Raw genomic sequence first — 2,017 nt, 5'->3', positions numbered from 1 at the left:
GCAGAAACCCTTGACACAGGGCATCCAACCAGCTAGTTGGCAGTCAAGCAGAACAAGGATAGGGTGTGTAGCCGAGGCTACTACTTACCCACACAAACTGATGAAGCCTCTAAAGCTTGTGATATTCCTTCAGCTCTTCATATTTCAGATCAAATAAATCTACAAAGATAATATTGGCATCCGGTTGTGTTTCCGTGATTTTCCGGATATAAGCCTTCATCAACTCTGACTTGCCACTACGGCGCACTCCAGTAATGATCTTGATATCTGGTGTATCCATAAGATCAAGAAGCTGCTGCAGATATTCTGGTCTTTCAATATAGTTCATAGTGTCACTTCCGAAAATGAAATATTTTTAAAGTTTCGCACCTATACATGCAGTTTACTCAAAATCATGGCTTTTGTCAATGTGAAACTATACTCCCTCTCTCTTCCTATATTAATTATAACAAAACTCACCTAGGGAAGAAAAGGCTAAAATTCAGAACGGTTAAATTCCACCCATAAAAGCGGAGACTATCGGAAGTGTTAAATTCCACCCCGAGATAGAATTTAGTTTTGCAATTGAGGCCTTTCAGGGGAAATAAAGAGGGCATGTTGACAAGATGGTTTGCCAAGAGTAGTATAGTGGTAGGTGGGATATCCCACATATGACCAGAAGGTGAATACTATGGAGACGGTCAAGGAATATACGGTGCATATCGATAGTAAGAAGAGAGTTACGCTTAGAGGTGCACAGTACCAATATTATAATGTTAAGGAATATAAGAACGGATGCATCATACTGGAACCACGGGAACTGACTGTTCCAGAGGGTATTTCGCAAGAGACCATGAGAGACATGGACAGGGCAATCGCGAACTTTAAAAAAGGGACGGTTTCTCCTGCGATTGATCTTTCCGATTTCTAGGAAGGAATATCCGAATGGGATACGCAATACGAATGGGAATTCCAGAAATGGAAAAGTTATGGAATTCTCTACAAACGCAGTATAGGGATGGTTCCCTTAATAAGAAGGATAGGGAACTGTATAAAAAATGGGGGGGTAATGCATTAAAGAAATTGTCAGAGAACCCTATGCATCCCGGCCTTAGATCTCATGAAATAGAGGATTTATCAAGACGCTACGGAATGAAGGTCTGGCAGTCCTATCTGGAAAACAAAAAGAGTGGGGCAAGAAGAATGTATTGGGTTTATGGACCGAATCGTCAGGAGATAACGATCATTGGTCTTGAGCCTCATCCAGAGAATACGAAAAATGGAGCGTATGATAGGATAAAATTGTCAAAACTGTGACATTATGATTTGTGTAACGGATTTTGCAATAGAAGCAAACTGCACTGGCCAGGTACTTTCCATCTCCAGGGGTGGGTCAGTTTTAATTATACATCAACAGTTGTTCTTTGGTGTATTTCATGGTAAACCTCTTGTTCAAGTAGAGAAGATCAACTGTTTTAGAAATGGATCTTCTCTGTCTTTATTATATAATACCCGTGTTCAAAAATTAACCTCTCCGTGTCTAAAATAAGTTTACCACTCCACAATCTACAAATATGAGAATTTATAAGATATATATAAAGAAATAGGACTTTAGCTGTCAAGCGTCAAATGCGTCTGGAGTATTTACATTCTGATAATAAAAATACCCCAGTCACAGTTATCGCCAAAAATGCTAGGCTTATCTGTGCTGGGGTATAATCTGGATGGAGAAGATCAATTATTTATTCAGAATCTTCTTCATTGCTTTTTATGGTTGCAACAAATTCGGTCTTTGCTTCATCAGATCTGTTCCTTAGCTCATCATTTTCACGATCATGAGCCTTTTTTCCCTTGATATTAGCGATTACCCATTTCCCACCTTCATAAAGTAAAAGGGCTCCTCCAAAGATCAATGCTGTACCAATAAAACCTAAATTCCCGGTGTCTCCACACTAGGCTTTGCGTATAACGGTGCAACATCCATCGCTGTATACAGATCCTCCTGCTTTTTCAGGACTTCGCCCTGAATTGGTGTTTT

The 2,017-nt window shown here is 39.8% G+C and carries 4 protein-coding genes; 2 read left to right on the top strand and 2 right to left on the bottom strand.

The genetic code is table 11. From position 1 onward, the window contains the following. Nucleotides 1-109: 109 nt before the first annotated feature. Nucleotides 110-328 carry an AAA family ATPase gene (locus ACTNCK_RS11600; protein ID WP_441082882.1) on the bottom strand — a complete coding sequence of 73 codons (219 nt, stop codon included), beginning with the start codon at nt 326-328 and terminating at the stop codon, nt 110-112. 342 nt (nt 329-670) lie between these two features. On the opposite strand from ACTNCK_RS11600, the gene ACTNCK_RS11595 reads away from it, so the two are divergent. Continuing rightward, nucleotides 671-910, top strand: a complete 240-nt coding sequence (locus tag ACTNCK_RS11595) for a hypothetical protein (RefSeq protein ID WP_441082881.1) — start codon at nt 671-673, stop codon at nt 908-910. Nucleotides 911-924: 14 nt separating this feature from the next. Next, nucleotides 925-1,296, top strand: a complete 372-nt coding sequence (locus ACTNCK_RS11590) for a hypothetical protein (RefSeq protein ID WP_441082880.1) — start codon at nt 925-927, stop codon at nt 1,294-1,296. A 425-nt stretch (nt 1,297-1,721) separates the two neighbouring features. Here ACTNCK_RS11590 and ACTNCK_RS11585 read toward each other — a convergent pair whose 3' ends face one another. After that, nucleotides 1,722-1,892 carry a hypothetical protein gene (locus tag ACTNCK_RS11585; RefSeq protein WP_441082879.1) on the bottom strand — a complete coding sequence of 57 codons (171 nt, stop codon included), beginning with the start codon at nt 1,890-1,892 and terminating at the stop codon, nt 1,722-1,724. Nucleotides 1,893-2,017 lie beyond the last annotated feature (125 nt).

It is taken from the genome of Candidatus Weimeria sp. HCP3S3_B5, from assembly GCF_052064335.1.
GTDB lineage: Bacteria > Bacillota > Clostridia > Lachnospirales > Lachnospiraceae > Weimeria.
Note: the sequence above shows the minus strand (reverse complement) of the source record. Positions and strands in the feature narration are given on the sequence as shown.